Source organism: Streptomyces sp. NRRL S-646 (assembly GCF_000720765.1).
Classification (GTDB): domain Bacteria; phylum Actinomycetota; class Actinomycetes; order Streptomycetales; family Streptomycetaceae; genus Streptomyces.
The window spans coordinates 94,301-120,928 of record NZ_JODC01000002.1; the positions used below are offsets into that span (position 1 = coordinate 94,301).

Below are 26,628 nucleotides of genomic sequence, written 5' to 3' on the forward strand. Positions count from 1 at the left end.
CCGGAACTCCACCGGGGCACAGCGCGTTGCGGCGCCGGTGGCTCAGCGCCGCCCTGTCACCGTGCCCTCCACCGCGAACAGCTGCTCCTCCACGTGGTCCAGGGCGAGCCGGAGCGCTCCCGTCGCCACCGCCGCCTCGCCCAGCAGCGACAGCGCCACCTTCGGCGGGCGCAGGCAGTAGCGCGCCAACTCGCGGCGCAGGGGCTCCAGTACGCCGTCCAGGCCGGCCGCCCAGCCGCCGACGACGACGAGTTCCGGGTCGAGCGCCAGGACCAGGGCGGCCACGTCGTGGACGAGCCGCTGGATGAAGCGGTCGACGGCCGCGCGGGCCCGCTGGTCGCCCTCGCGGGCCTGTGCGAAGACCTCGGCGACGGCCTGTTCGTCGAGCGGGTGCAGTGGCTCGTCCGTGGTGGACAGCAGCGTCTCCGGGGTCACCTCGCGGCCCAGCAGGTGCAGCGCGCCGATCTCGCCGGCCGCACCGCCGTACCCCCGGTGCAGCTGCCCGCCGATCAGCGAACCGGCTCCCGGGCTCAGACCTGCCAGCACGAACACCACGTCGTCGGACTCGGTGGCCGCGCCCTTCCAGTGCTCGGCGACGGCCGCGGCGTTGGCGTCGTTCTCGACCAGCACCGGGCACTTGAAGGACCTGCTCAGCCGCTCGCCGAGGCGCAGCCCCGTCCACTCGGGCAGCGCCGCGCACAGCCGCACCGTGCCGTCGGCCTCGACGATGCCGGGTGAGGCGACCCCCACGGCCCGCAGCGAGCCGCGGGCGACCCCGGCGCGGCGCAGCAGTTCGGCCACCGCAGTGCGCAGCCGCTCCAGGCGCTCGTCGGCCGGAGCGGTCTCGTCGACGTCCTTGGCGACCGAGCCGAGCACCCGGCCGTCCAGGTCGGCGAGGAGCGCGGCGACCCGGTGGGAGCCGATGTCCAGGCCAAGCAGGTGCCCGGCCTCGGCCCGGAACCGGAAGCGCCGGGCGGGCCGCCCCTGCCGTCGCACCACGCTCTCGTCGGCCGCCTTCTCGACGACGTAACCCGCCTCGATGAGCCCCTCGACGACGCCCTCGACGGTCGGCCGGGACAGGCCGGTGACGCGGGTGATCTCCGTCAGTGTCGCCGCGTCCGTGGCACGCAGCGCGTGCAGCACCACCGCGGAGTTGATCCTTCGCAGCAGCGAGGGATCCCCGCCGGTCAGCCGCCCCAACGTCCCGTCCTCCCAGCTCGTGCGCGTGTTGGCCGGATCGTACAGGTCGCTCCGCTGGGTTGGGCCGCGATGGGTTGTGATTTGTCTGCTGCGCCGTTGTGGCTGGTCGCGCAGTTCCCCGCGCCCCTTCGGGGCGCTGGCCCTTGGCTGGTCAGCCTGGCGCCACGAAGCCAGATTCGTACGCCGTGATCACGGCCTGGGTGCGGTCCCGTGCTCCCAGCTTTGCCAGGACAGCGCTGACGTGCGACTTCACTGTCTCCGTGCCGACGATCAGCCGGGCGGCGATCTCTGCGTTCGACAGGCCCCGGGCCATCAGGCGCAGCACCTCGGCCTCCCGCTCGGTCAGGCGGGCTCGTTCCATCGCGGCGCGGGCCGCTCTGTTTCCGTCGCCGTCGCCGTATGCGGCGGCCAGCTGTCGCACGGACGCCGGGAACAGCAGCGACTCGCCCTCGGCGACCAGGCGCACCGCGTGCACGATCTCGGACGGGCGGGCCCGCTTCAGCAGGAACCCGTCGGCGCCGGCCCGAAGCGCCTCGTACACGTACTCGTCGTTCTCGAACGTCGTCACCACGAGGATCTTCGGCGGCTCGTCGACCGTCCGCAGCACCGCGCGCGTGGCCTCGATGCCGTCCATCAGCGGCATCCGTACGTCCATGGCGACCACGTCGGGTCGCAGCTGCCGCACCAGGGGGATCACCGCCGCCCCGTCGGCCGCCTCCCCGACGACCTCGATGTCGGGCTGTGCCTCCAGCACGGCCCGCAGACCGGCGCGTACGAGGGGCTCGTCGTCGACGAGGAGAACGGTCACCGGCATCCGGCAAGCGTAGATCAACTCAACGGCAGCTCCACATGTACCTGCCAGTCGCCCTCGTCGGGGCCGGTCCGCGCGCGGCCGCCGAGCAGTGCCGCGCGCTCACGTATGCCGCGCAGCCCGCTGCCCCGCCCCGGCCCCGGTATGCCGGCGGTCAGCGGATTGCGCACTTCCAGGGCGAGCCTGCTGCCCGTGACCTCCACACGGACGCGCACGGGGACGGACCCCGCGTGCCGCAGCACATTGGTCAGGGCCTCCTGGAGGATGCGATAGCCCTCCCGGGAGACCGGGCCGGGTATCGACGCCAGCGGACCGGACACCTCCATGTCGATCTTCGCCCCGGACGTGCGCGCGGATTCCAGGAGACGGTCCGCCTCGGCCAGCTTCGGACGGCTGCTCACCGGCCGGTCCGCCTCGCGCAGCACGCCCAGCACCCGCTCCAGGTCCTCCAGCGCGGCCCGCCCGGTGTCCTCGATGGCACTCAGGGCCCGGTCGGTGAACTCCGGGTCGCCCGCCGCGCGGGCCGCGCCCGCCTGTACGACCGCCACCGTCAGGGCATGGCCGATGGAGTCGTGCAGCTCGCGGGCGATGCGGTTGCGCTCCAGGAGCTGATCCGTGCGCTCCTCCAGGGCCGCGAGACGCTCGGCCGCCGACGGGCCGAGGAGCCGGCGCGCCACGGCGGTGACCAGCTCGCCGAGGCCGACCACGGCGCCGTAGAGCGCGAGGAGCGGCAACGGCACCAACAGGGCGTACACCCAGTGTGGTTGAGCCTCGCTCAACAGGGGGACGGCGTCGTCCGGTACGTGGCCGAGCGCGATGCGGACCAGCTCGTAGACCAGGGCCGGCAGCCAGACGCAGCTCGCCATCGCCACCGCGCCCAGGCCCATCCGCACCTCGAGCCACAACACGGTGCGCAGCCGGTCCCGCCATGTCGCGGACGGGTTCACGGAGATCCCCGAATCCTGCTCGCCCGGCGTCAGCAGCAGCCGCGCCTGCACACCCTCGCCCATCCGCACGGCAGGAATGAGCCCGACCGGGACGAGGACGGCCGCGGGTATCCAGGGCGTCGACATGTCGATGAACAGCCACACGCTGACGACGAGCATCGGCACCCACAGGTGCAGCAGGCGTGTGTACGTCGTCCCCCGGAGCAACGGGCGCAGAAGGCGGGCCATTTCGTCATCGTGCCAGCCGCCACTGACAACGGACCTCCCCCGCGCGGGGGAGCCGCTCTCCACCGGCGGGGGAGGCGATCACCCCGCCCGAGCGGCGACGCTGCTGCCATGACCAGCATCGACGTCCAGAACCTCACCAAGGAGTACGGCAGCAGGCGCGCCGTGGACGACCTGACGTTCAGCGTCCGCCCCGGTCGGGTCACCGGCTTCCTCGGCCCCAACGGCGCCGGAAAGTCCACCACCATGCGGCTCGTCCTCGGCCTCGACCGGCCCACCTCCGGCTCCGCCACGATCGGCGCCCGCCCCTATGCCGCACTGCACGAACCCCTGCGGCACGTCGGCGCCCTGCTCGACGCGCAGGCCGCGCACGGCTCCCGTACCGGCTGCGACCACCTGCGCACGCTGGCGGCGAGCAACCGCATCCCGCAGCGCCGGGTCGACGAGGTGCTCGCGGAGACCGGGCTCGCACCGGTGGCGCGGCGCCGTGTGAAGACGTACTCCCTCGGCATGCGCCAGAGGCTGGGCATCGCCGCCGCGCTGCTGGGCGAGCCCGAGGTGGTCATGCTCGACGAACCCTCCAACGGCCTGGACCCCGAAGGCATCATCTGGATCCGCGCGTTGCTGCGCCGGCTCGCGGGTGAGGGCCGTACGGTCCTGGTCTCCAGCCACCTCATGAACGAGACCGCGTCCTTCGCCGACCACCTCGTCGTCCTGGGACGCGGACGCCTGCTGGCCGACACCCCGATGCGGGAGTTCATCGACGCGCGCGTGCAGCCGCGCGTGCGGATCCGGACGACGGACCCCACGGCGCTCAAGAGCACGCTCGCCCGGCACGGACACGACGCCGTCGAGCACGAGAACGGGCACTGGATCGTCAACCACGCACGCGTGGACGACATCGGACGCCTCGCCTCCGCCGCGGGGGTGCCGCTCCTTGAACTGGCGGCGGAGGAAGGAACGTTGGAGCAGGCCTATCTGGATCTGACCGGCGCAGAGACCGAGTTCACCGCACAGCACCAGGAGGCCTGATCATGGAATTCACCCCCGTACTCCACTCGGAGTGGCTCAAGATCCGTACGCTGCGCTCGCTCGTCGGCGGTCTGGCAGCCGTCCTGCTCGCCACCAGCGCGTTCTCGGCACTCGCCGGAGCCGACACCGAAGGAGCGGCCTTCGACCCACTGTTCTCGGTGTTCTTCGGCGTCGGTTTCGGGCAGATCGCGGCGATCGCGTTCGGCACGACCGCCGTGTCGTCCGAGTTCCGGGGCGGCGCCCTGCGCGTCACGCTGGCCGCGGTGCCGCGGCGCGGCCGGTGGTTCCTCGCCAAGACGGTGGCGATCGCCGTCCCCGTGCTGGGGGTCGGTCTGGTGACGGGAGGTGTGAGCCTCGCTGTCGGCAAGGCGGTTCTCGGGACGAAGGCGAACGGGCTGACCTGGGGCGAGGAAGCGCGCGCAGTCATCGGCTGCGCCGTCTATCTGACGCTGATGGCGTTGCTCGCGGCGGGACTGACGGCCGTGCTGCGCAGTGGCGTCGCCACGCTGAGCATCCTGATCCCGTTCCTGCTCATCGTCTCCTTCGTCATCGGGGACATGTCCGGCTCCGTGGCGGACGTCCTGCCGGACCGGGCCGGGCAGGTGGTGTTCCACGAGACGTGGGACGGCCCCCTCGGGCCGTGGACCGGGCTTGGGGTGACGGGGCTGTGGGCGGCGGCCGCGCTGCTGGCGGGGGCGTGGAGCATCAGGCGTCGGGACGCCTGACACCTCACCAATTGTCAGTGCCAGACGCTTTACTGGATCACATGGACATCGCGAAGGACCTGGCTCTGACCGACCTGCTGTGCACCGAGGACTTTCCGGCGGAGCACAGCAGGCTGCGGTTCGCCACGGGGGGACCCGGCTACTTCATAGCCCCCTTAGGGACTGGTTCCTGGCCGAGTGCCGACGATTTGTACGCCCACGAGGCCGCCTTGGTGCAGCGGTACGAGGAGAGATGGGGAGAGGGGTCACGTTGGGGCGGTGTGACGCTCCAGGAGCGGCGCAGTCGGGGAGAGGACATACCCGAGCCCTGGGACATGTTCAGCACTCGCGCCGACGACCTGCGTACCTGGGCAGCGACCGGCACAGGACGCTGGGTCAACCTGGCTGTCGCCGACCGCAACACCGAGGAGGAGCCGGAACTCCTCCTCATGGTCACTGAGATAGCCCCGCCCTGACCCGCAACCGCCCGAACTCCTCGGCCATCGTCTCCACCGTCCAGTGCGCATTCAGCCCGCTGGGATTCGGCAGCACCCACACCCGCGTCTCCCCGAACGTCCGCTCCTGCGGCCCCACCTGGGCCCTGCGGTCGTCGAACGCCGCCCGGTACGCGGTGACTCCCACCACCGCCAGCCAGCGCGGCCGCAGCCGTGCCACCTTCAGTGCCAGCAGCCGTCCGCCCTCGCGGTATTCCTCCGAGCCGAGCTCGTCGGCCCGCGCCGTTGCCCTGGCCACGACGTTCGTGATGCCCAGCCCGTACGACAGCAACTCGCTCTGCTCCGACGACTTCATGAGCCGCGGGGTGAAACCCGACCGGTGCAGCACCGGCCAGAAGCGGTTGCCGGGGCGGGCGAAGTGATGTCCCGTAGCCGCCGTCATCAGGCCGGGATTGATGCCGCAAAAGAGCACAAAAAGGCCGTCCGCGACCACGTCCGGGACGAGGCGGTCGCGGGCGGCCTCCAGTTCCGCCGCCGTGAAGCGGGTCAGAGGATCGCCCCCGGCGTGTAGCCCGCGGCCTCCGGGTGCTGCTTGACGATCTCCTCGACGCGGGCGACGACCGCGGCGACCTGGTCGGCGGCGGCACCGGTGAAGGACAGCTTGTCGGCCATCAGCGCGTCGAGCCCGGCGCGGTCGAGCGGGATGCGCTCGTCGGCGGCGAGCTTGTCGAGGAGCTCGTTGCGCTCGGCGCCCTGCTCGCGCATCGCCAGGGCGGACGCGACGGCGTTCTCCTTGATGGCCTCGTGCGCCAGCTCACGGCCGACACCCGCGCGCACCGCGCCCATCAGCACCTTGGTCGTGGCGAGGAAGGGAAGGTAGCGGTCCAGCTCACGGGCCACGACCGCCGGGAACGCCCCGAACTCGTCCAGCACCGTCAGAAACGTCTCCAGCAGACCGTCCAGCGCGAAGAACGCGTCCGGCAGCGCGACCCGGCGTACCACCGAGCAGGACACGTCGCCCTCGTTCCACTGGTCGCCGGCCAGCTCGCCGGTCATCGACGCGTAGCCGCGCAGGATGACCATCAGGCCGTTGACGCGCTCGCAGGACCGGGTGTTCATCTTGTGCGGCATCGCCGAGGAGCCGACCTGACCCGGCTTGAAGCCCTCGGTCACCAGCTCGTGCCCGGCCATCAGCCGGATCGTCTTGGCCAGCGAGGACGGCGCCGCCGCCAGCTGCACCAGAGCGGTCACGACCTCGTAGTCGAGGGAGCGCGGATAGACCTGGCCGACGGACGTGAAGGCCTGCGCGAAGCCCAGGTGCCCGGCGATCCGGTTCTCCAGATCGGCCAGCTTGCCCGCGTCGCCGCCCAGCAGGTCCAGCATGTCCTGCGCCGTGCCGACCGGGCCCTTGATACCGCGCAGCGGGTAGCGGCCAAGGAGCTCCTCGACCCGCCCGTACGCGACGAGCAGCTCGTCGGCGGCGGTCGCGAAGCGCTTGCCGAGGGTGGTGGCCTGCGCCGCCACGTTGTGGGAGCGGCCGGCCATGACCAGCTCGCCGTACTCGCCCGCCAGCTTGCCCAGGCGCGCCAGGACCGCCACCGTGCGGTCGCGCATCAGCTCCAGGGAGAGCCGGATCTGCAGCTGTTCGACGTTCTCGGTGAGGTCGCGGGAGGTCATGCCCTTGTGCACGTGCTCGTGCCCGGCGAGGTCGTTGAACTCCTCGATCCGCGCCTTCACGTCGTGCCGCGTGACCTTCTCGCGTTCGGCGATCGAGGCCAGGTCGACGGTGTCGAGGACACGCTCGTAGTCGGCGATCGCCGCGTCCGGCACCTCGATGCCGAGGTCCTTCTGGGCCCGCAGCACGGCGAGCCAGAGCTGCCGCTCCAGCTTCACCTTCTGCTCGGGCGACCAGAGCGTGGCGAGCTCGGCGGAGGCGTAGCGTCCGGCGAGGACGTTCGGGATGCGGGGCTTGGCGGGCGCAGAAGTCACGTAGACGGATTCTACTGGCGATTCGTGCAGGCCAGCGCCACGGGTGCGTTCGGCGGAACCTACGAGACCTGCGTCACCCCGGGAATTCGGCCGGAATGTCCTCGCCCCCGCCGCCCCTTCCCGTCCCGACCCGGGGGCCAGCCCCCGGGTCGGGACGGGAAGGGGCGGCGGGGGCGAAACCCTTACGTCGCTGGGCCCTCGTACGGCAGCAGTTCCGGCCGCTTGGCCGGTCGGCCGTCCCCGGAGGAGCGGCCCGTCAGCCGGCGGCCGATCCACGGCAGCAGGTGCTGCCGGGCGAAGCGGACGTCCGCCACCCGTCGGCTGGCCCACCCCGGAGGCGGCGTCACCGCGGGCGGTGTGCGCCACTCGGTGTCCTCGGCGTCGTAGCCGAGCGTCTGCCAGACGGCCTCGGCGACCCGGCGGTGCCCCTCCGCCGTGAGGTGCAGCCGGTCCACGTCCCACAGGCGCGGGTCGGAGAGCGACGGGGCCCCGTACAGGTCGACGACCACCGCGCCGTGCTGTGCGGCGAGCTCGTCGACGGTGGCGAAGAGCTCCTCCATGCGCGGTCGGAAGCGCTCCAGGACCGGTCCCTGGCGGCCGGGGCTGCGCATCAGCACCAGCTGCTTGCAGGCCGGGGCCAGCCGCTCCACGGCCTCGGTGAGCAGGTCCCGTACCCGCCCCATGTCGCACTTGGGCCGCAGGGTGTCGTTGAGGCCGCCCACCAGCGTGATCACGTCGGGTTGCATGGCGGCGGCCACGTCGACCTGCTCGTCGACGATCTGCCCGATCAGCTTGCCGCGCACCGCGAGGTTGGCGTACCGGAACCCGGGGTTGACGGCGGCCATCCGCGCGGCGAGGAGATCGGCCCAGCCTCGGTAGGAGCCGTCCGGCAGCAGGTCCGACATGCCTTCGGTGAAGGAGTCGCCGACCGCGACCAGACTGGTGTGTATGGGGTTCTTCTGCATGGCGGAAGAGATGGTATCCCGGTTCCATACCCGCCGGTCGGTCGGCCCTGCTCCTTCGTCGGGCGGCTCAGGTCCGCTGCCCGAACAGCTCCTGCAGCACGTCCTCCATGGTCACAAGACCGGCCAGCCGGCCGTCACCGCCGAGCACGGCCGCCAGGTGTGTACGGCTGCCGCGCATGGCCGTGAGCACGTCGTCCAGCGGTGTGCCTTCCCGCACCCGGGCAATGGGACGCATGTCCCGCACCCGGAACGGCACATCCCGCGGTGAGGCGTCCAGCGCGTCCTTGACGTGCAGATAGCCGACGATGCGACGGCCCTCGTCCACCACCGGGAAACGGGAGAAGCCCGACTGGGCCGAGAGCCGCTCCAGCTCCTCCGGGGTGACGCCCACGCGCGCGTAGACGATGCGTTCCAGCGGGAGCACCACGTCGCGCACCGGACGGCGCCCCAGTTCCAGCGCGTCGTGCAGCCGCTCCAGCGCGCGGTCGTCGATCAGTCCCGCCTCGCCCGAGTCCCGCACGATCCGGGCCAGCTCGGCGTCCGAGAAGGTGGCCGCGACCTCGTCCTTGGTCTCCACCCGCAGCAGCTTCAGGAGGGTGTTGGCGAAGGCGTTGATCGCGAAGATCACCGGGCGCAGTGCCCGCGCCAGGGCTACCAGCGGCGGCCCGAGCAGCAGCGCGCTGCGCACCGGCTCCGCGAGCGCGATGTTCTTCGGCACCATCTCGCCGAGCAGCATGTGCAGATACGTCGCCAGGGTCAGCGCGATCACGAAGGACACCGCGTGCCCCGCGGACTCGGGCACGCCCACGGCGTGGAACACCGGCTCCAGCAGATGCGCGATGGCCGGTTCCGCGACCACACCCAGGACCAGCGTGCACAGCGTGATGCCGAGCTGCGCGGCCGCCATCAGCGCGGACACGTGCTCAAGGCCCCACAGCACGCTCTTGGCCCGCCGGTCGCCGTCCTCGGCATGCGGCTCGATCTGCGAACGCCGTACGGAGATCAGCGCGAACTCGGCGCCGACGAAGAAGGCGTTGACGACGAGGGTCGCAAGGCCGATCAGCAGCTGTACGGCGGTCACTTCGTGCCCTCCCGGTTCGTCGTCCCGTCCACCGTGTCGTCGAGTGGTGCGTGCATCAGCACCCGTGCGGCCCTGCGCCCGGAGGCGTCCACCACGTCGAGCCGCCATCCGGTGACCTCGACGAAGTCGCCCACGGCCGGGATGTGGCCGAGCTCCGTCGCGACGAGGCCGGCCAGCGTCTCGTACGGCCCCTCCGGCGCCCTGAGGCCGACGCGCACGAGCTGGTCCACCCGCGCCGAGCCGTCGGCCGAGAACAGCGCGCGGCCCGCGTCGTCGCTGCCCGCGGGGGCCAGGTCGGGCGTCTCGTGCGGGTCGTGCTCGTCCCGCACCTCACCGACGACCTCCTCGACGATGTCCTCCAGGGTGGCCACGCCCGCGGTGCCGCCGTACTCGTCGATGACGACGGCCATGGTGCGCTTGCCGGACAGCCGGTCCAGCAGCCGGTCGACGGTCAGGGTCTCGGGGACGAGGAGCGGCTCACGCATCAGTTCGGAGACGCGGGTGTGGGTGCGCCGGTCGGCAGGTATCGCCAGGACGTCCTTGATGTGCGCGGTGCCCACGACCGAGTCGAGGTTGCCGCGGTAGACCGGGAAGCGGGACAGCCCGGTCGCCCGGGTCGCGTTCGCCACGTCCTCGCAGGTGGCCTGGACTTCGAGGGCGATGACCTGGACACGGGGCGTCATCACGTTCTCCGCGGTCAGGTCGGCGAGGTTCAGGGTTCGTACGAACAGCTCCGCGGTGTCCGCCTCCAGGGCGCCCTCCTTGGCGGAGTGCCGGGCCAGCGCGGCCAGCTCCTTGGGGCCGCGCGCCGAGGCCAGCTCCTCGGTGGGTTCCAGGCCGAAGCGGCGCACCGCGCGGTTCGCCGTGTTGTTGAGATGGCTGATGAAGGGGCGGAAGGCCGCGCTGAACAGGCGCTGCGCGTTCCCCACCCGCTTGGCCACGGCCAGCGGCGAGGAGATCGCCCAGTTCTTGGGGACCAGCTCGCCGACGACCATCAGGAAGACGGTCGACAGGGCCGTACCGAGCACCAGGGCGAGGGAACTCGCCGCCGAACTGGAGATGCCCAGTGCCTCCAGCGGGCCCGCGATCAGCTTGGCGATCGACGGTTCGGCGAGCATGCCGACGACGAGGTTGGTGACGGTGATGCCGAGCTGCGCGCCGGAGAGCTGGAACGTCAGGCTGCGGACGGCCTTGAGGGCGCCCGCCGCGCCCCGCTCGCCGCGCTCCACGGCCCGTTCGAGCTCGGCGCGCTCGACCGTGGTCAGCGAGAACTCGGCCGCGACGAAGGCGCCGCAGGCGAGCGACAGCAGGATCGCCACCAGCAGGAGGAGCACTTCGGTCATCGGGTCACCTCCGTCCCATCGTCGGACAGGGGCGGGAGGAACGCGCGATGTCGTGCACTGCGCGCACTACTGGGAGGCTCGCCCATGGGCGGACGCTCACACCTTTCATCGGAGGGCCGGAACGGATCCGGATGCCGTCCTCCAATAGTAAAGGACCGGCAAAGGCGGTCAGGGTGTGAGGTGCTTCACCCAGCGCCGCCAGTGCTCCTCGGGCGTGTACCCGGCCGCCCGCCAGGCATGCTGCCCGGTCTCGTTGCGCACCAGCACCATCGCGTCGCCACGCCGTCCCCCGAGCCGTACGAACCGTTCCTCGGCCGCGGCCAGCAGCGCCGAGCCGATGCCCTGGCGGCGGCGGTCCGGGTGCACCGCCAACCGGTACAGATGGCAGCGCCAGCCGTCGAAGCCGGCGATCACCGTGCCGACGAGTTCGCCGCCCCGTTCGGCCAGGATCAGTGCCTCGGGATCGCGGGCGACCAGTCGCTGCACGCCGTCCCGGTCGTCGCTGATGCTCGTGCCCTCGGCGGCCACCTTCCAGAAGGCGAGGACGCTGTCGAGGTCCGCGGCCGTCGCGGCCCGTATCTGCAGATCGGTCATACGGAGATCCCAGCACGCACGCCCGTCCCGGACCCGGAATTCCAGCATCCGGACGGACGGTCAGTGCCCGCCCAGCTCCGCGACGACCGGCGCGAACGCCTCCATGCACGGCTCCAGGACCGTCAGATACGTAAATCCGTACCGCTCGCGCTGGGCCAGCACCTGGGCGACGATCTCGTCCACGCTGCCGACGAGCAGAATCGGCAGCTCCAGGGCCCCCTCCACCGTCGCTCCGGGCACTCGCTCCACCAGCGGCCGGACCGCGGCGGCGCGATCGCCGGTCACGATCACCTGTTGGATGAGCAGGTTCAGTTCGGCCGGCTCCTTGCGGCCCTCGGCCAGCCGCCGGTAGCGCGCCACGCTCTCCTCGAGTTCCCCGGCCCCGACGGGCAGCAGCTGTCCCGTGGTGCTGCCCGGCACCAGGCGCGCACCCGTGAACGCCGCGATGTCCGCATGCTCGGCGGTGAGCCTCAGCGTCCGCTCGCTGTTGCCGCCGATCATCAGCGGAACCCGTTGTGAGTGGCGGAGGTCGTCGGATCCGAGCAGCCGGCCCAACTCCTCGATCGTGCGCTGCAGATGGTCCACGCGCTCGCGCGGAGAGCCGAAGGGCAGCCCGGCCGTGTCGTGTTCGGCCTGTATGTAGCCGGTGCCAAGGCCGAGTTCGAGGCGGCCGCGGGTCAGGGTGTCCGTGGTGGCCACCTCGCGGGCGAGCAGCGTGGGGTTCCAGAAGCCTGCGTTGAGCACGGCCGTGCCCAGCCGCGGCCGTTCGGTGACCGCGGCCGCGGCGACCAGCGCCGGGAACGGCGCGACCATGCCGAGGTGGTCGGGGACCTGGATCACGTCGTAGCCGAGTTCCTCGGCCCGGCGGCACTTGGCCTGCCACTCCTCGGCGGGGGCGGGGTCGAGCAGGTTGACACCGAAACGGAACGGACGCGGCATGAACTCTCCTCACCGATACGGGACTTGAGCCGGTGCCGCGATTCCATCACTCGTGCGCGATGGCCGCCAGCACATTCATGCGGGATGCACGCAACGCGGGCAGCAGTGCAGCCACGATGCCCACCACCGCGGAGCCGATCACCACCGCGACGATCGTGGTCCACGGGATCGCGAGCGCCTTCATCCCCTGCAGCGCCAGCACCTGCTGGGTGCACACGCCCCACACCAGTCCGAGCGCGAGCCCGAGCACTGCGCCGAACACCGCGATCACCACCGACTCCAGCCGGATCATCCGGCGCAGCTGTCGCCGGGCGAGCCCGATGGCCCGCAGCAGCCCGATCTCCCGGGTCCGCTCCACCACCGACAGGGCGAGGGTGTTGACGACGCCGAGCACCGCGATGATGATCGCCAGCCCCAGCAGCGCGTACACGAGGTAGAGCAGCACGGCGATCTGGTCGTGCACCAGCTTCTTGTAGTCGGCCTGGTCGCGGGCCTGGACCTGCGGATACGGCTTGAGCGTGTGCTCCAGGTTCTTGCGCAGCTGGTCGGCGCTCGTGCCGGAGGCCTTGTTGACGTACAGCGCGGAGTCCTGCCCGCCGGGCACGTACTTCTCGACCGTCGCGATCCCGAAGAACAGCCCGCCCTGCATGCCGAAGCCCTCGGCCTGGTCCTGGTCGGTGAGGGCGCCGACCTTCAGCTCGGTGCTCCGGCCGGCCGGGAACTCGACGGGGATCGTGCTGCCGATCCTGACGTCGTGCTTCTTCGCGAACTTGACGTCCATGCCGATGCTGCCGCCCGCCAGCGCCGCCGCCGTGTTCCCGGCCGCGTAGGTCACATGTGCGACATTGTCGACTCCGTCGTCGTAGCCCGCGGCCGTCGTCTCGATGCGCTTGCCGTCCGGGAGGCGTACGGCGACCGGCGCGAACCGCTGCCGTACGACGAGGCCGACGCCCGGTGTGGAGCGCACCTTGTCGGTGACCTCCTTGTTGAAGGGCACGAAGTTGGTGTTCTGGACGATGAAGTCGGCGCCCAGCGTCTTGTCGATCTGCTGGTCGAAGGACTTCGACATGGAGGCACTGGCCACGGACATGCCACCGACCAGGGCGAGGCCCACCATGAGGGCGGCCGCGGTGGCGCCGGTGCGGCGGGGGTTGCGCAGTGCGTTGCGCTGGCTCATGCGGCCGATCGAGCCGAAGAGAGCCGGGAAGGCGCCGCCGAGGACCCGGATCACCGGCCGGACCAGGAGCGGGCCGGCGATGACGGTCGCGATCAGCGTCAGGACCACGCCGAGGCCCAGCAGCGAGGCCGACGATGCCGTCTTCGTCGCCGTGGCGCAGCCGACGAGGGCCGCCGCGCCGAGGGCTCCCACGACCGAGCCGACGATCGCACGCACCCTGAGCGGCTTGCCGATGTCGGCGATCTCGGCATCCGCGAGCGCGGCCATCGGCGAGACGCCCGCCGCGCGCCGGGCCGGCAGATAGGCCGCCACGAAGGTGACGCCGACCCCGACGACGTACGCCGCCACGGGAGTTCCCCACCCCACGACCATCTCCGTGGTCTTGAGGTTCATCCCGAACACACTCATCAGCTTGATCAGCCCGGCCGCGAGCCCGATGCCCGCCGCCAGGCCCAGCGTCGAGCCGACCAGGCCGAGCAGGATCGCCTCGATGAGCACGGACCGCCGCACCTGCCGCCGGTCGGCACCCAGGGCCCTGAGCAGGCCCAGCTCGCGGGTGCGCTGGGCGATCAGCATGGAGAAGGTGTTGACGATGAGGAAGATGCCGACCAGGACGGCGATCCCGGCGAAGCCGAGCATCACGTACTTGATGACGTCGAGGAAGCCGCCGAGGTCCGAGGCGGCCGACTTGGCCTGCTCGTCGGCGGTCTTCACGTCGTAGGTGCCGGTGTCGACCACTGCGGCGACACGGCTCTTCAGCTGGGCGTCGCTCACGCCCTTGGCCGCGTCTGCCTGGATGCTGGTGGCCTTGTCCGCCGAGCCGAGCAGCTGGGCCGCCGCCGTCTTCGGGTCGAGGAAGACCAGGGCAGCGCCCGGGTTGGTCGTGGTGAAGGTCGCGATACCGACGACCCTGACCTTGAAGGTGCCCGGCTGGGCGAGCACGGTCAGGGCGTCGCCGATCTTCACGTGCTTCTTGTCGGCGGTGTCGGCGTCCAGGAGCGCCTCGCCGCCGCCCTGCGGGGCGTGGCCCGAGGTCAGTTTCACGGGGCTGCGGTCGGTGAGATACCAGTCGGAGGCGATGGTGGGCGCCCCGGTGGTGGGGCCGACCGACTTGTTCCTGCTGTCGACGACCGTGATGTTCTGGACGCTGACATCCGCGTGGGTCGAGGCGACCCCGTCGACCTTCGCCACCCGTGCCGCGAGCGAGGCGGGCACGGTCTCGGCCGCCCCCGTCGGCACCTGGGACTTGAGGTCCTGTTTCGGCTCCACGGTCACATCGGCCGAGGTGGAGTGGAAGAGCCGGTCGAAGGTGCGGGTGACCGTGTCGGAGAAGATCAGGCTGCCCGCGACGAACGCCACGGACAGGATGATCGCCAGCGCGGAGAGCAGCAGCCGCCCCTTGTGGGCGAGGAAGCTGCGGAGTGTCGCCTTGAGCACGGTGTCAGTCCTCCTCGGCGGGAGCAGCGCTCTCGTCGAACTGGCTGCGGATCACGTCGAATCCGGGGGTCTGGGGGTTTCCCCCAGTAAAAAGGCGCATTCGTTCCAGCACGGCCTGAGCCGTCGGCCGTTCCATCTCGTCGACGATCCGTCCGTCGCCGAGGAAGAGCACCAGGTCGGAGTGGGCGGCGGCGCCCGGGTCGTGGGTGACCATGACGACGGTCTGGCCGAGGTTGTCGACGGCCTCGCGCAGGAAGGCGAGCACCTCCAGGCCGGCCCGCGAGTCGAGGTTGCCGGTCGGCTCGTCCGCGAAGATCAGCTCGGGCCGGGAGGCCAGCGCCCGTGCACACGCCACCCGCTGCTGCTGGCCGCCGGACAGCTGGGAGGGCCGGTGCTTGAGGCGGTCACGCAGCCCGAGGGTGTCGATGACCTGGTCCAGCCACTTCTCGTCGGGCTTCTTGCCCGCGATGTCCATGGGCAGGGTGATGTTCTCGGCGGCGTTCAGTGTCGGGATGAGGTTGAAGGACTGGAACATGAACCCGATCCGGTCCCGGCGCAGCCGGGTCAGCTCGCGCTCCTTCAGCCCCGTGATCTCGGTGTCGCCGAGCCACACCTGTCCGGCCGACACCGAATCGAGCCCCGCCAGGCAGTGCATCAACGTGGACTTCCCGGACCCCGACGGCCCCATCACCGCGGTGAAGCGGCCGCGCGCGATGTCCACGTCCACCGAGTCCAGGGCCAGTACGGTCGTCTCGCCCGAGCCGTACGCCTTGGTCAGACCGCGGGCGCGGGCCGCGATCCCGTCGGCCGACGCATGGCCCAGGGCGTGCCCCGCAGTTGCTGTGGACAACGCTGCCTCCTCGCTCGCTCGGAGTGTCGACTCCTTCGTCCCGGCCGAGAGTAGTGTGATCCCGCCCACATCGGATATCCGCCGAAGGTCGCGGGTGGTCTCCACCGCAGGTCGGGTCCCTGATTCCGATGTAAGGGACACGCTCCACCCGTGGGAGGAGCTCTTGTCGTGCTAGCGCTTCAGCGCTAGCTTTGAAGTATGGCGAAGACCCAGCTGAACGTGAGAGTGGACGAGGGCACGGCCCGTGCCGCTCGCGAGCGCGCTCTGGCCCGCGGCATGAGCGTCAACCGCTACATCGAGGAACTCGTGAGACAGGACACCGGGGAGGTCGGCCAGACGTTCGTCGAGGCCGCCGCCGACTTCATGAAGCAGTACGAGGCGGTCTTCGCCGAGGAGTTCGCCGGCGAGGACGAGGGCACGCGCGAAGGTCGCCGCTGATCCCTTGAGCAACCTCAGCATCGATCTCGCCTGGCTTCTCATGCTCGCCGAACAGAAGACCCCCGGAGACCCCCAGGTCACCGACTGGGGTGCCCTCGTCGCGGCCGTAGCGCGCCACGAGGCCGAGATATTCGACGTCCCCGTCTACGACGACCCGCACGTACGCGCGGCGGCTCTGCTCCAGCTCCTCATCCACATTCCCGCATTGGAGCGCTCGAACGCCCTCTTCGCCTCGGCCGTCGCATACGCCTACCTCGTCGCCAGCGGCCTCAGGGTCACCACTTCGCCGGTGCAGGTGCGCGACCTGGCCCGCCTGGTCAAGAAGGGCAATGCCACGGTGTACGACATCGCGGCGGAGCTGCGCAGCTGGACCATGTGAGCAGGGCGTTCAGGTGGCGGTCCCGCCGGGATCCGGCCGCCACGCCGTGCCCAGCACGCAGTACGAGGTGGGCAGCCTCGGCCCCGTCGCGGGCATCAGCAGCCGCCGGTAGGGCCCGAGCTCGAACCCGGCCTCGCGCAGCGCGGCGACCGGGTCGCGGGCCAGATGGCAGCCGCCGTTGAGGGGCGGCCACAGCGTGCGGTCCAGGGCGCGCTGGGTGAAGGTCATCGCCGGGCCGCCGCCCCGGCCGTGCTCGAAGAACCGCACGACGCCGCCGGGCCGCAGCACCCGCCGTATCTCCGCGAGCGCGCGCGGCACGTCCCGCACACTGCACAGCACCAGCGAGATCACCGCAGCGTCGAAGGCCTCGCTCTTGACGGGCAGTGCCTCCGCGGCGCCCGGCGCGACATCCACGGGCAGCTCGCAGCGGCGTGCGGCGTCGAGGGCCAACTGCCGCAGCCGGCGCTCCGGTTCGATCGCCACGACCTCCGAGACGGTGCGTGGATAGTGCGCGAAGTTCAGTCCGTTGCCCGCGCCGATCTCGATCACCCGCCCGGACAGTCCGGACAGGAGCCGGTCGCGGACGCCGCCCATTCCCAGCCGGGTCTCGGCAGTCACGCTGATCCGGGCGTAGTAGCGGGCGAACAGCGGATGGTGCACGGGATCCCGCGCCACCTTCGTGGCGCCCGGGGACCGTAGCGGCATGAGGACCTCCTCGACAGGACGGGCCTACCGCAATTCTCCCCCGTACGGGCCCCGCGCACCCCGCCGGTTCAGACGCGGCTCACGAGACGAAGCCGCGCACCTGCTCGTACACACCGTGGTCGTTGTTCATGTCGGTGTGCGAGATACAGCCGGCGTCGACGTTGGTCGCGCCGTTCAGGAGTGCCGAGCTGTTCGGGACGACCGCGTCGTCGCAGTCCGACCAGTAGCTCGCGTAGGACACGGCGCCCGGTGTCTCGTCGCCCGAGTTCAGGGCGGTCAGATACGAACTGCCGATCTGCATCTCCTTGCAGGACGTGTACAGCCATGCGCACCACGAGGCGACGGACGTGCCGTGGTTCACGCCGGCGACCGAGACGAAGTCGTCGACGTACGAGGTTCCGCCGAGGTTCTTCAGGTAGTAACGGGAGCTGAGCACACCCATCGAGTGAGCGACGATGTCGACCTTGGACGCACCGGTCTTCGCCAGCACGTTCTTGATCTCGGTGGCCAGCTGCTGCGCGGTGGTGGCGTTGGACTGCCCCCAGTCGTACGACCACGCGTACAGCTCGGAGGACGAGTAGCCGTCCGCCTCGAAGTCCGCGACCCAGTCGTTCCAGCTGCTCGAGTCGCTGCTCAGGCCGTGCACGAACACGATCGGGTTGTGGGTCGCCGCCTGAGCGGGGGCGGCGGAGAGGGAGAGGGACAGCAGGAGCGATGCGACCACGGCCGAGAATGCCGTGGCGATACGACGCTTGTGGCGCTGCATGGTGCCTCCTGACACGGGTGGGGTCGCCAGGAGTGTCGGCTCGGGTCTACGCGCGACGCATCGGCGAAATCGCCGGTCTTTACGGTTCAATTAACTCGCCAGTAACGTCAGTTGAGTGGTGACTCCGGTGAACCCCCCTCCTCTCGACCGCACTTCGCCACCGCAGCGCACGACGTCCGGGCTTCCCGAGGGCGTCCGCGTACGGGTCCTGCACGCCGTCTACGGTGATCCGCGCGCCGCCGCCGAACTCGTACCGCTGCTGACCGAGCGTCAGTCGGCGGGCCTCGACCCGCTCCCCACGGAACCGTCCGCGCTCGCCCCCGGCCTGCTGCGTGCGCACCGCGCGGAGATCCAGGCCCTCCCGGACGACACCCGCCTGCTCCTGCTGCTCGCGGCGGCGGACCAGTACCCGGTCGCCACCCACGCCTTCCTGCGCGCCGTCGCGGCCGTCGGCCTGGGCACCCGCCCGCTGGAAGCCGCCGAGGCGGCCGGGATCGCGCAGTCGGGAGCGGGCGGCGTGGTCTTCCGGGACGCCTGGACGAGGATCGCGGCGTACGAGACGGGTTCCCCGGCGGACCGCCGCGACGTCCACCGCCTGCTGGCGCGCGTCCTGCACGGCGCCGGTGAAACACCCCGCCGCTCCTGGCACCGGGGCGCGGGCGCCCTCGGCCCGAGCGCCCGCCTGGCGGCGGAACTGCGCACCGCAGCGGAACAGGCCCGCGCCGCGGGCCAACTCACCCTGGCCCGAGCCCTGTTGGAACGCGCCGCCACCCTCAGCCCCACCCCGTCCGAGCAGTCCCGCCTCCGGGCCCGCGCCGCCACGGCCGCCTGGCACTCGGGCGACGCGGACCGCGCCCGCCGACTGGCGGCCACTGCCACCCCTGACGACGGACTGACGGGCCTGTTCGCACTCCGCGCGGGGAACGCGACGGAGGCCTTCGACGCGTTGCTGACGGCGGTTGTTCAGGGAGGTGACAGGGAGGACGTTCAGGGGAGTTCCCCAACGGGAGGGAATGGTTCCGTACGCGCTCGGCGGGAGCTGCGAGGCGCTGGTGCGGGTAACGGCTTGCGGGACCGGGAGGGCGGGGGAGTGCCGGGCCCTTCAGAAGCACCGGGCGGCGCGGGAGCCGTTCGCGGTCGTCCGGTCCCTGGCGCCTCTGCCCGAGCCACCGCGGCCCCGGCGGCCTCCGCGCCCGCTCCCCACCTCCTCGCCCGCGCCACCGAAGCCGCCATCTACACCGGTGACCTGCGTCGCTGCCGGGAGGCTGCCGTGCTGGCGGGGCGGCTGGGGATCGGGGTGCCCGGCACGTTGGGCGGGCTCGTCGCCGCTTTTGAGGGGCGGTACGAGGATGCGAGAGGACTGCTGGAGGCGGCGGCCGGGCGGTGCGGGCCGGGAGGCGACCCCACGCTGCTGGTGCACGCCGGTATCGCCGCGTTGATGCTCGGTGACCACACCCGGGCCGCCACCGCCACCGTCCGGGCGGCCGCCTCGGCCCGGGCGCGGGGCGCGACCGCCACCGTGGCACAGGCGCTGGAGTTCCGCGCCTACGCCGACTTCTGGACCGGGCGCCCGCAGGCCGGCGCGGCCACCGCCACGGACGCCCTGCGGCAGGCGTACGCCACCGGACAGGACAACGGAGCCTGCCATCTGCAGGCCGCCCTCGCCATGTTCGCGGCGGTCACCGGCGACGCAGCCACCTGCCGCGAACGTGCCGCAACCGCACGGTCCTACGCCCTCGCCCGTGGCCTCGGCCTGCCCGCCGCGCTCGCCCAGTGGGCGCTCGCCTTCCTCGACCTCGCCGAAGGCCGCTTCGCGGGAGCTGCGGCCCGGCTGCGCGCCCTCGCCGGCTTCGGCCCGGGCCACGGCCATCGCGCCATCCGCCACCTGGCCACCCCGCACTACGTCGAGGCCGCCGTACGGACCGGCGACACCCGCGTCGCCCGGGCGGCACACGCCGACTACCACCGCTGGGCGAGTGCCGTGCGCAGCGCCGACGACCTGGCCCTCAGTGCGCGCTGCCGCGCCCTGCTCGCGCCCGGCGCCGAGGCCGTCGAGCACTACCGCACGGCACTCGACCTGCACGCGCGGGGCGACCGCGACTTCGAACGTGCCCGCACGGAGCTGCTGTTCGGCAGCGCGCTGCGCCGGCTGCGCCGCCGCACGGAGGCCCGCGACCGGCTGTACAGCGCCGTGGAGGCGTTCGAGTACTTCGGTGCTCCGCACTGCGCGACGCAGGCCCGCGCCGAACTCCGCGCGCTGGGCGCTCCGGCCGCCCCCGCCCCCGCCCGCAGCGACGACCCCGTCACGCGCCTGACGGCCCAGCAGCTGCTGATCGCCCGGATGGCCGCCGACGGCGCCACCAACCGCGAGATCGCCGCCCGCCTCGCCCTGAGCCCCCGTACGATCGACCACCATCTGCGTGGCGTGTTCAGCCGGTTGGACATCCGCTCACGGATCGACCTGGTACGGCTGCTCGGCGACGGCGGACATGCGCAATGACATGGTGCCGGGCGCTCGACCGGCGACGCAGCGGATGTCCGGATGGCGCGGTGAAGCGCCCGTCAGGACATGCGAGGTCTCGGGGCGGCCGCCGCGCAGGTGGACGTCGAGGAAGGCCCGCACGGTCGCCCGTACGCCCGCCACCGCCGCGCCGGCTGGGATCATGCAGACCCGCAGGGGCAGCCCGGGGCGAGCCGCAGACAGCGCCGCCAGCCGGGCAGGTTCTCCCAGAACACCCCGGGGACTCGTCCTTGTTCAGGCTGTCGTGGACCGCCGTGTCCATCGGCAGGAACGGCCGGTCGAGCCCGCGCTGACGGGCCGGCCCGTACAAGGCGCCGTCCAGGTCGACACCGGCCCGCACCCGCGAATCCAGGTCCATGACGGCCGCTGCCGCCGCGCCGCCCCGCGTCGGGATTGCCGCCCCTGTTCCGCACGGCCAGGCAGTCCAGCACGAAACGCAGGTCGGCGGCGCGCACCGCGACCGCTCTGCGCCTGACGTCGTCGTCGCCGCCGGGCCGGGAGAGCACCACGCGGCCGTCGGGGAACTCCACCTCCGCCCCGGGCCGGCGCGGAGTCCGTCGCGGGCAGCGCGAAGGCGTCCAGCGTGCCCCCGCAGTGCGCGCCTTCAGCGCACGCTCGGCGCCCCCGGCAGCCATGGCAGCATCGCGTGGCCGTACACCTTTGCCGCTGGACAGGTCGGGTCCGGTCGGCCCGGCGAGGTGGAGAGGAATGGAGCCGGCGGCCGGCGAAGGTGCCTGCCCGGGCGCGGCGACCGCGGCAGGGGATGGTGCGGTGCGGGCGGCAAGTGTTCCGAGGCCACCGGCCAGCAGGACACGGCGAGTTGGGCGAAGGGGAGGCATTGCGCTCCTTCCACGGCCGGGCACGCAGCGTCGTGGAAGGCACCCTTGCCCAGCGTGCTCACCGGCAAGTCCCATGCCCTGTAGGTGACTTGCCCCGACCGGCCGCACGGTGGGCCGCTCCGCGCCGGCCCGCCCGTCCCGCAGTCGTGCCCTCCGCCGCACCCGCGGCCCGAGTGTCGAAGGTTCATCCGAATGGCGGATACCGGGTCAATTGTCATGATTTCAATACAGGCTGTAGCTATCTCCGCGAAATACGCTGCCCTTCGCGAGCGTGTGGACACGCCGCGTCACGACGGTTCACTCGAGGAACGACGAAGGGCGTCGACATGACAGACCCAGGCCGCGCAGTGCGGCGTCCATCCCGGATCGTTCTGGGCTCGCTCGCCGCTGCCGCCGCCCTGCTGGCGGCCGGTCTGCCGCAGTCGGCGCCCGCCGCCGCGGCGCCGTCCACCTTCGCGGTCACGGCTGCCGCCGCGGACGGAGGTGCTCCGACGGACGACGTCAGCACGCTCTCCACGGGATGGCAGACGCCCTGGGAGATCAAGTTCATGCCGGACGGACGCTCGGCGCTGGTCACCGAGCGGCTCACCTACCAGGTCTACCGCCTCGACCGAGACGGGAGCAGGACACTGGTCGGCGAGGTGCCGAACACGGTCCCCGAACCCTATGACGACGGCCCCGGCGGCCTGTTGGGTGTCGCTCCCTCCCCGACCTGGAACGGCACGACCGACAAGCAGGTGTTCTTCGTGCACACCACGAGGACCCGGACCCAGGTCGTCAGAATGGACTACGACGGCAGGTCGCTCTCGAACTACAAGCTGGTGCTCGGCGGAATCAAGCGGGTCGGCAACCACAACGGCGGCCAGATCGCCTTCGGCCCCGACGGCTACCTCTACGTCTCCACCGGCGACGCCTACCAGCCGAAGCTCGCGCAGGACAAGAAGTCACTCAACGGAAAGATCCTCCGCATCACCAGGACCGGCGCCGCGGCCCCCGGCAACCCCTTCGGCACCCGCGTCTACAGTTACGGCCACCGCAACCCGGAGGGCCTGGCCTGGGACCGCAACGGCCGGCTGTGGGAGACGGAGGTCGGCGATCAGACCTGGGACGAGGTCAACCTGATCAAGCCGGGCGCCAATTACGGCTTTCCCGCCTGTGAGGGCGGCTGCGACGTCAAGGGCATGACCACCCCGAGGGTCGTGTTCCACCCGGAGTGGGGCGTGCCCGCCCAACTCGCCATCGTGGACAACGTCATCTACGTGACGTCACTGCGCGGCAAGCGGCTGTGGCGCATCCCGATCGACGGGGACAGCGAGTTCACCGGCACGCCGGTCGACTTCTACCCCGGCCGGTTCGGTCGCCTGCGCGCCATTGCCAAGGTGCCCGGCGCGGACGAACTCTGGGTGGGCACCAGCGATCTCGGATACGGCAAGGACAAGATCCTCCGCGTCTCCCTCAAGTGACCCCCCCTGCACACACCGAAATCCCACCGGAGAGGACGTACCACCCATGAACGAAGCCACGGAGCAGCTCAAGCCGGTCGAGCAGATCGCCTCGCAGGAGACGGACGGGGCCACCTGGCAGACGCCCGGCTACGAGGTCGTCGACACCGCGCTCGAGGTCACCGCCTACTCCCTCAGCTCCCGCTAGCCGACGCCATGCTGCTGCTGGTACTCGGCACTGCCGCCGGCGGCGGCATCCCCCAGTGGAACTGCGCGTGCTCCGGATGCGCCGGGGCACGCGCCCACCCGGGCCGACGCCGCCGTCACGCCTCCCTCGCCGTACGGACCGACGACGGCCGCTGGTACATCGTCAACGCGACCCCCGACATCGGCGACCAGATCGAAGCCCGGCCGGAACTCCACCCCGGGCCCGGCTCCCGGCAGACGCCACTCGCCGGACTGGTCCTCACCGACGCCGAACTCGACCACACCCTGGGCATCGCACGGCTGCGCGAGGCCGACGGCCTCCAGGTGCTCGCCACGGCCCCGGTCCGGCGCGCGCTCCTGGACCGCCTGCACCTCGGCGACGTACTGGCGCCGTACACCTCCCTCACCTGGCGGGAGTTGCCGTCGCGCGGCGCCGAACCTCTGGACCGCGGCGCGTCGGGCCTGCAGATCAGCGGTATCCCGGTGTCGGGCAAGCGCCCGCGGTACGCCGCCGACGCCCCGGACGACGACGCATGGGTCGTGGCGCTGCGCCTGTACGACCCTGCCTCCGGCGCCACCGCGCTCTACGCACCCGCCCTCGCCGCCTGGCCCGACCGCTTCCAGCAGGCTGCCGCCGAGGCCGACTGCGTCATCGTGGACGGCACCTTCTGGGACGACGAGGAGCCCCGCAGCACGGGCATCTCCGAACGCACCGCCACCGGCATGGGCCATCTGCCCATCGAGGGACCGGACGGAACCGCCGAACGCCTGGCCCGTCTCTCCGCCCGGTGCCTCTACACCCACCTCAACAACACCAACCCCCTCGTCGACCCGGCCGTGCCCCAGCACAAGCGGCTCGCACGGCTGGGCCTCGAGGTGGCGTACGACGGGATGGTGATCGACCTATGAGCACGACAGCACTGAATACGACCGTACTGAACACGGCACCCGACCCGCTCGCCGAGCCCTGGCGCCCCGCGGAGTTCGAGGCACGACTGCGTGCGGTGGGGGAGGAGCGGTACCACGACAGCCACCCCTTCAACCTCCGTATGCACAGCGGCGATCTCAGCCAGGACGAGCTGCGCCGCTGGATCGTCAACCGCTTCCACTACCAGCGCCACATCCCCGTCAAGGACGCCCTGATCACGGCCAAGCTGGACACCCCGGTGCTGCGCCGGATGTGGCTGCGCCGCATCCAGGACCACGACGGGCAGCAGGACCGCGAGGGCGGCCTCGACCGGTGGCTGCGGCTCGGCGAGGCGGCCGGCCTGCCCCAGGACACGCTGCTCGCCGGCGACGGCGTGCTGCCGGGCGTTCGGCTGGCGGTCGACGGCTACGTCAACTTCTGCCGACTGCGCACGTCCCTCGAAGCCGTCGCCGCGTCACTGACCGAACTGTCCGCCCCGGATCTGATGCGCACCCGCATCGAGGCCTTCCAGCGCCACTACCGGTGGATCGAACCCCAGGGCCTCGCCTACTTCCGCACCCGGGTCTCCCAGGGACGGCGCGACAGCCGCGAGGCACTCGACCTGGTGCTCGGCTGGGCCCGCACCCGGGACGACCAGGAACGGGCCCTGGCAGCGCTGCGCTTCAAGTGCGATGTCCTGTGGTCGCTGCTGGACGCCGTGGACCAGGCGGGCCGCCGGGAGCAGGGGTGAGGGCGACGTCGGTGACCGACTGGCGGCCCGTACCGGCGCCCGCCGTCCTCCTGCGGCACGACCACACCCGGGACACGGACCTGCTGCTCCTTCCCGAACGTGTCGTCGTGCTGCAGGGCGGGGCCGGTACGGTCGTCGCCCTGTGCGACGGCGCCCGCAGCGTGCGCGACATCGTCGACGAACTGTCCGAACGCTTCCCGGGCGCCCCCGTGGCCACCGACGTCCCTCCCTTCCTCGAACGGCTGCGCAAGGAGGGCTGGCTGCGATGACCCTCACCGATCCGACCGCGCCCGCCCCTCCGGCGTCCGCGCCCGCCCGGCCCTGGGCACTGCTGGCCGAACTCACCCACGCCTGCCCGCTGCACTGCGGGTACTGCTCCAACCCGCTGGAGCTGACGCGGCGTTCGCGCGAGCTGACCGCCGGGCAGTGGACGGACGTGATGCGTCAGGCGGGCGAGTTCGGCGTGGTCCACACCCATCTCTCGGGCGGTGAGCCGCTGCTGCGCCGGGACCTGGAGCAGGTCGTTGCCGCGGCCGAGGCCGCCGGGATCTATACACAGCTGGTCACCAGCGGTGTGGGCCTGGACCGGGAGCGGCTTTCCGCGCTCACCGTCGCCGGGCTGCGCAGCGTCCAGCTGTCCGTCCAGCATGCCGACCCGCGCGCCTCGGACCGGATCGCCGGACGCCGTTCGTTCGGCGAGAAGGAACGGGTCGCCGCACTCGTACGGGCCGCAGGCCTGCCCCTGGGCCTCAACGTCGTCCTTCACCACGAGAACCTCGACGCGGTCGACGCCGTCGTCGAACTGGGCCTGTCCTGGGGCGTGGACCGCATCGAACTGGCCAACGCGCAGTTCTACGGCTGGGGTCTGCTCAACCGCGCCGCCCTGCTCGCCACCCGCGACCAGCTCGCCCGGGCACGGGACGCCGTCGAGCGGTGGCGGGAGCGGCTCACGCCGGACGGCCCGGAGCTGGTCTGGGTCGTCCCCGACTACTTCGACGGTGTGGCCAAGCCGTGCATGGGCGGCTGGGGAGCGATCTCGCTCACCGTCGCCCCGGACGGCACCGTCCTGCCCTGCCCGGCCGCGGCCTCACTGCCGGACCTGGACCCGCCGAACATCCGCGACCATCCGCTGGCCTGGATCTGGGACCACTCCCCGGCTTTCAGCCGCTACCGCGGCACCGACTGGATGGCCGACCCCTGCCGCAGCTGTTCCCGCCGCGAGGAGGACTTCGGCGGCTGCCGCTGCCAGGCGTACGCCCTCACGGGCAACGCAGCCCGCACGGACCCCGCCTGCCGGCTCTCCCCCGACCACGCACTCATCCGGGCACTGGCCGACGACAGCACGGACGGGCGACCGGCGATCAGGCGGCGGGTACCGGGCCGGCCCGGGAAAGTGCGGAAGCTGCCCTGATCGCGGCGTGAGACCTCGCCGACTACGTTGGCTCCATGTACTCGGCACAGGTCTCACGGCACGTGCAAGCCCCGCCTTCGGCGGTCTACCGGACTCTGCTGGACGCGGACGCGATCGCCCGATGGCGCGTACCGGACGGCATGAGCAGCCACGTCCATGAATTCGACGCGCGCGAAGGCGGGCGGTTCCGCGTCTCGCTCACCTACGACGCACCGGTCGGCACCGGCAAGTCGGCCGCGCACACCGACACCTACCACGGCCACTTCGCGAAGCTCGTACCGGACGAGCAGGTAGTCGAGGTGCTCGAGTTCGAGACCGCGGATCCCGCGCTGCGGGGCACGATGACGATGACCACCACGCTCACCGCGGCGGACGGAGGCACCGACGTCCTCGTCGTGCACGAGGGGATCCCGACGCCGTGCCGGCCGCAGACAACGAGACCGGCACGCGCATGGCCCTGGCGAACCTCGCCCGCCTCGTCGAGGCGAACGAGCACTCCGGCTGATCACCCGG

Annotated in this window: 27 protein-coding genes and 1 pseudogene; 13 read left to right on the top strand and 15 right to left on the bottom strand. The window is 71.7% G+C overall.

All coding sequences use genetic code 11. From position 1 onward, the window contains the following. Nucleotides 1-42: 42 nt before the first annotated feature. From IH68_RS0103015 to IH68_RS0103025, 3 genes are all read right to left on the bottom strand, one after another. Entirely contained in the window at nt 43-1,200 is a 1,158-nt protein-coding gene (locus IH68_RS0103015) for an ROK family transcriptional regulator (protein WP_030927845.1), read from the bottom strand. A 151-nt stretch (nt 1,201-1,351) separates the two neighbouring features. Further along, nucleotides 1,352-2,014 carry a response regulator transcription factor gene (locus tag IH68_RS0103020; RefSeq protein WP_030927848.1) on the bottom strand — a complete coding sequence of 221 codons (663 nt, stop codon included), beginning with the start codon at nt 2,012-2,014 and terminating at the stop codon, nt 1,352-1,354. 14 nt (nt 2,015-2,028) lie between these two features. Further along, nucleotides 2,029-3,186, bottom strand: a complete 1,158-nt coding sequence (locus IH68_RS0103025) for a sensor histidine kinase (RefSeq protein ID WP_030927850.1) — start codon at nt 3,184-3,186, stop codon at nt 2,029-2,031. Nucleotides 3,187-3,294: 108 nt separating this feature from the next. Between IH68_RS0103025 and IH68_RS0103030 the strand changes: the two genes are divergently transcribed. From IH68_RS0103030 to IH68_RS0103040, 3 genes are read left to right on the top strand one after another with little or no spacing between them, the layout of a single operon-like run. Next, complete coding sequence (locus IH68_RS0103030) at nt 3,295-4,215, top strand: ABC transporter ATP-binding protein (RefSeq protein ID WP_030927852.1); 921 nt, start codon at nt 3,295-3,297, stop codon at nt 4,213-4,215. Between the two features lie 2 nt (nt 4,216-4,217). After that, a complete protein-coding gene (locus IH68_RS0103035; protein ID WP_030927854.1) occupies nt 4,218-4,940 on the top strand; it encodes an ABC transporter permease subunit in 723 nt (240 codons plus the stop codon). A 41-nt stretch (nt 4,941-4,981) separates the two neighbouring features. Next, on the top strand, nt 4,982-5,395 hold the full coding sequence (locus IH68_RS0103040; protein WP_030927856.1) for a hypothetical protein: 414 nt from the start codon (nt 4,982-4,984) through the stop codon (nt 5,393-5,395). Here IH68_RS0103040 and mug read toward each other — a convergent pair. The 9 genes from mug to IH68_RS0103085 all read right to left on the bottom strand — a co-directional run bounded on the left by mug (nt 5,373) and on the right by IH68_RS0103085 (nt 15,749). Beyond that, nucleotides 5,373-5,924, bottom strand: coding sequence for a G/U mismatch-specific DNA glycosylase (gene mug, locus IH68_RS0103045; protein WP_078912287.1), 552 nt, complete (start codon nt 5,922-5,924; stop codon nt 5,373-5,375). The two genes, IH68_RS0103040 and mug, sit on opposite strands and share 23 nt — an antisense overlap. After that, nucleotides 5,921-7,363, bottom strand: a complete 1,443-nt coding sequence (gene purB, locus IH68_RS0103050) for an adenylosuccinate lyase (RefSeq protein WP_030927860.1) — start codon at nt 7,361-7,363, stop codon at nt 5,921-5,923. Before purB ends, mug begins: the two co-directional genes overlap by 4 nt. A 182-nt stretch (nt 7,364-7,545) precedes the next feature. Further along, nucleotides 7,546-8,328, bottom strand: a complete 783-nt coding sequence (locus tag IH68_RS0103055; RefSeq protein WP_030927862.1) for an SGNH/GDSL hydrolase family protein — start codon at nt 8,326-8,328, stop codon at nt 7,546-7,548. 67 nt (nt 8,329-8,395) lie between these two features. After that, complete coding sequence (locus IH68_RS0103060; RefSeq protein ID WP_030927864.1) at nt 8,396-9,409, bottom strand: hemolysin family protein; 1,014 nt, start codon at nt 9,407-9,409, stop codon at nt 8,396-8,398. Beyond that, entirely contained in the window at nt 9,406-10,752 is a 1,347-nt protein-coding gene (locus IH68_RS0103065; protein ID WP_030927867.1) for a hemolysin family protein, read from the bottom strand. Before IH68_RS0103065 ends, IH68_RS0103060 begins: the two co-directional genes overlap by 4 nt. Before the next feature lie 168 nt (nt 10,753-10,920). After that, nucleotides 10,921-11,346: a GNAT family N-acetyltransferase gene (locus tag IH68_RS0103070; RefSeq protein WP_030927881.1), complete on the bottom strand. Its 426-nt coding sequence runs from the start codon at nt 11,344-11,346 to the stop codon at nt 10,921-10,923. 60 nt (nt 11,347-11,406) lie between these two features. After that, nucleotides 11,407-12,285, bottom strand: coding sequence for an LLM class F420-dependent oxidoreductase (locus IH68_RS0103075; RefSeq protein ID WP_030927883.1), 879 nt, complete (start codon nt 12,283-12,285; stop codon nt 11,407-11,409). A gap of 46 nt (nt 12,286-12,331) precedes the next feature. Then, nucleotides 12,332-14,899, bottom strand: a complete 2,568-nt coding sequence (locus tag IH68_RS0103080) for an ABC transporter permease (RefSeq protein WP_030927886.1) — start codon at nt 14,897-14,899, stop codon at nt 12,332-12,334. A 4-nt stretch (nt 14,900-14,903) separates the two neighbouring features. Further along, a complete protein-coding gene (locus IH68_RS0103085) occupies nt 14,904-15,749 on the bottom strand; it encodes an ABC transporter ATP-binding protein (RefSeq protein ID WP_030927889.1) in 846 nt (281 codons plus the stop codon). A 198-nt stretch (nt 15,750-15,947) separates the two neighbouring features. On the opposite strand from IH68_RS0103085, the gene IH68_RS0103090 reads away from it, so the two are divergent. Further along, complete coding sequence (locus IH68_RS0103090) at nt 15,948-16,187, top strand: hypothetical protein (protein WP_030927892.1); 240 nt, start codon at nt 15,948-15,950, stop codon at nt 16,185-16,187. Nucleotides 16,188-16,191: 4 nt separating this feature from the next. Next, nucleotides 16,192-16,566: a hypothetical protein gene (locus IH68_RS0103095; RefSeq protein ID WP_030927895.1), complete on the top strand. Its 375-nt coding sequence runs from the start codon at nt 16,192-16,194 to the stop codon at nt 16,564-16,566. A gap of 9 nt (nt 16,567-16,575) precedes the next feature. On the opposite strand, the gene IH68_RS0103100 is transcribed toward IH68_RS0103095, so the two are convergent. Together IH68_RS0103100 and IH68_RS0103105 are read right to left on the bottom strand one after the other, a co-directional pair. Further along, complete coding sequence (locus tag IH68_RS0103100) at nt 16,576-17,271, bottom strand: class I SAM-dependent methyltransferase (protein ID WP_030927898.1); 696 nt, start codon at nt 17,269-17,271, stop codon at nt 16,576-16,578. 79 nt (nt 17,272-17,350) lie between these two features. Then, a complete protein-coding gene (locus IH68_RS0103105; RefSeq protein ID WP_030927901.1) occupies nt 17,351-18,037 on the bottom strand; it encodes an esterase/lipase family protein in 687 nt (228 codons plus the stop codon). Nucleotides 18,038-18,155: 118 nt separating this feature from the next. On the opposite strand from IH68_RS0103105, the gene IH68_RS0103110 reads away from it, so the two are divergent. Further along, the gene (locus IH68_RS0103110) at nt 18,156-20,537 is read left to right on the top strand and encodes a helix-turn-helix transcriptional regulator (RefSeq protein ID WP_234341218.1); all 2,382 of its coding nucleotides are present in this window, start codon (nt 18,156-18,158) and stop codon (nt 20,535-20,537) included. On the opposite strand, the gene IH68_RS56230 is transcribed toward IH68_RS0103110, so the two are convergent. Next, the gene (locus IH68_RS56230; RefSeq protein WP_159403633.1) at nt 20,487-20,702 is read right to left on the bottom strand and encodes a hypothetical protein; all 216 of its coding nucleotides are present in this window, start codon (nt 20,700-20,702) and stop codon (nt 20,487-20,489) included. The two genes, IH68_RS0103110 and IH68_RS56230, sit on opposite strands and share 51 nt — an antisense overlap. Before the next feature lie 1,021 nt (nt 20,703-21,723). On the opposite strand from IH68_RS56230, the gene IH68_RS0103115 reads away from it, so the two are divergent. The 7 genes and pseudogenes from IH68_RS0103115 (at nt 21,724) to IH68_RS49520 (ending at nt 26,620) form a co-directional block, all read left to right on the top strand. Next, entirely contained in the window at nt 21,724-22,860 is a 1,137-nt protein-coding gene (locus IH68_RS0103115) for a PQQ-dependent sugar dehydrogenase (protein ID WP_030927907.1), read from the top strand. Between the two features lie 46 nt (nt 22,861-22,906). Beyond that, on the top strand, nt 22,907-23,047 hold the full coding sequence (gene pqqA / locus IH68_RS0103120) for a pyrroloquinoline quinone precursor peptide PqqA (RefSeq protein WP_030927910.1): 141 nt from the start codon (nt 22,907-22,909) through the stop codon (nt 23,045-23,047). Between the two features lie 8 nt (nt 23,048-23,055). Further along, on the top strand, nt 23,056-23,955 hold the full coding sequence (pqqB, locus tag IH68_RS0103125; RefSeq protein ID WP_030927913.1) for a pyrroloquinoline quinone biosynthesis protein PqqB: 900 nt from the start codon (nt 23,056-23,058) through the stop codon (nt 23,953-23,955). After that, complete coding sequence (gene pqqC / locus IH68_RS0103130; RefSeq protein ID WP_051833118.1) at nt 23,952-24,704, top strand: pyrroloquinoline-quinone synthase PqqC; 753 nt, start codon at nt 23,952-23,954, stop codon at nt 24,702-24,704. The genes pqqB and pqqC overlap by 4 nt, the downstream gene beginning before the upstream one ends. Further along, on the top strand, nt 24,701-24,973 hold the full coding sequence (pqqD, locus tag IH68_RS0103135; protein WP_030927918.1) for a pyrroloquinoline quinone biosynthesis peptide chaperone PqqD: 273 nt from the start codon (nt 24,701-24,703) through the stop codon (nt 24,971-24,973). Before pqqC ends, pqqD begins: the two co-directional genes overlap by 4 nt. Then, nucleotides 24,970-26,115, top strand: coding sequence for a pyrroloquinoline quinone biosynthesis protein PqqE (gene pqqE / locus IH68_RS0103140; protein WP_051833120.1), 1,146 nt, complete (start codon nt 24,970-24,972; stop codon nt 26,113-26,115). The genes pqqD and pqqE overlap by 4 nt, the downstream gene beginning before the upstream one ends. Before the next feature lie 35 nt (nt 26,116-26,150). Continuing rightward, a pseudogene (locus IH68_RS49520) lies at nt 26,151-26,620 on the top strand (SRPBCC domain-containing protein). The last annotated feature ends 8 nt before the right edge of the window (nt 26,621-26,628 follow it).

Excerpts from the sequence above, each read along its gene's own strand:
- IH68_RS0103040 (WP_030927856.1), top strand. The coding sequence starts at position 4,982 with ATGGACATCGCGAAGGACCTGGCTCTGACCGACCTGCTGTGCACCGAG.
- IH68_RS0103070 (WP_030927881.1), bottom strand. The coding sequence starts at position 11,346 with ATGACCGATCTGCAGATACGGGCCGCGACGGCCGCGGACCTCGACAGC.
- IH68_RS0103090 (WP_030927892.1), top strand. The coding sequence starts at position 15,948 with ATGGCGAAGACCCAGCTGAACGTGAGAGTGGACGAGGGCACGGCCCGT.
- pqqB (WP_030927913.1), top strand. The coding sequence starts at position 23,056 with ATGCTGCTGCTGGTACTCGGCACTGCCGCCGGCGGCGGCATCCCCCAG.
- pqqA (WP_030927910.1), top strand. The coding sequence starts at position 22,907 with ATGAACGAAGCCACGGAGCAGCTCAAGCCGGTCGAGCAGATCGCCTCG.
- IH68_RS0103115 (WP_030927907.1), top strand. The coding sequence starts at position 21,724 with ATGACAGACCCAGGCCGCGCAGTGCGGCGTCCATCCCGGATCGTTCTG.
- IH68_RS56230 (WP_159403633.1), bottom strand. The coding sequence starts at position 20,702 with ATGATCCCAGCCGGCGCGGCGGTGGCGGGCGTACGGGCGACCGTGCGG.
- IH68_RS0103100 (WP_030927898.1), bottom strand. The coding sequence starts at position 17,271 with ATGCCGCTACGGTCCCCGGGCGCCACGAAGGTGGCGCGGGATCCCGTG.
- IH68_RS0103030 (WP_030927852.1), top strand. The coding sequence starts at position 3,295 with ATGACCAGCATCGACGTCCAGAACCTCACCAAGGAGTACGGCAGCAGG.
- IH68_RS0103025 (WP_030927850.1), bottom strand. The coding sequence starts at position 3,186 with ATGGCCCGCCTTCTGCGCCCGTTGCTCCGGGGGACGACGTACACACGC.
- IH68_RS0103055 (WP_030927862.1), bottom strand. The coding sequence starts at position 8,328 with ATGCAGAAGAACCCCATACACACCAGTCTGGTCGCGGTCGGCGACTCC.
- IH68_RS0103020 (WP_030927848.1), bottom strand. The coding sequence starts at position 2,014 with ATGCCGGTGACCGTTCTCCTCGTCGACGACGAGCCCCTCGTACGCGCC.
- IH68_RS0103065 (WP_030927867.1), bottom strand. The coding sequence starts at position 10,752 with ATGACCGAAGTGCTCCTCCTGCTGGTGGCGATCCTGCTGTCGCTCGCC.
- IH68_RS0103075 (WP_030927883.1), bottom strand. The coding sequence starts at position 12,285 with ATGCCGCGTCCGTTCCGTTTCGGTGTCAACCTGCTCGACCCCGCCCCC.
- IH68_RS0103035 (WP_030927854.1), top strand. The coding sequence starts at position 4,218 with ATGGAATTCACCCCCGTACTCCACTCGGAGTGGCTCAAGATCCGTACG.
- pqqE (WP_051833120.1), top strand. The coding sequence starts at position 24,970 with ATGACCCTCACCGATCCGACCGCGCCCGCCCCTCCGGCGTCCGCGCCC.
- IH68_RS0103105 (WP_030927901.1), bottom strand. The coding sequence starts at position 18,037 with ATGCAGCGCCACAAGCGTCGTATCGCCACGGCATTCTCGGCCGTGGTC.
- pqqC (WP_051833118.1), top strand. The coding sequence starts at position 23,952 with ATGAGCACGACAGCACTGAATACGACCGTACTGAACACGGCACCCGAC.